Below are 299 nucleotides of genomic sequence, written 5' to 3'. Positions count from 1 at the left end.
GCGATCGCATCAAGGGTGGTTGGGTTTGGGAATTATTTCGAGATGATCGGGTATTGGTTGAACCAATGGTGAAGGCAGTTTTTTTTGATTTAGATGGGACGCTGCTCGATCGTGATGCGTCGGTAAAACAGTTTATCGCAGCGCAGTACGATAGGCTGACTGTCCACTTAAGCCATATTCCCAAAATCGACTATATCACCAGATTTATTGAGCTAGACTGCCGTGGTCATGTTTGGAAAGATAAAGTTTATCAAATGCTGGTTGCAGAATTTGAAATTGAAAGAATGAGTTGGCAGGCG

Annotated in this window: 1 pseudogene; it reads left to right on the top strand. The window is 43.5% G+C overall.

Going from position 1 to position 299, the window contains the following annotated elements:
* Positions 1-299: pseudogene (locus tag UYC_RS35220) on the top strand (hypothetical protein); the annotation flags it as partial.

It is taken from the genome of Chlorogloeopsis fritschii PCC 6912 (assembly GCF_000317285.1).
GTDB classification, from domain to species: domain Bacteria; phylum Cyanobacteriota; class Cyanobacteriia; order Cyanobacteriales; family Nostocaceae; genus Chlorogloeopsis; species Chlorogloeopsis fritschii.
Note: the sequence above shows the minus strand (reverse complement) of the source record. Positions and strands in the feature narration are given on the sequence as shown.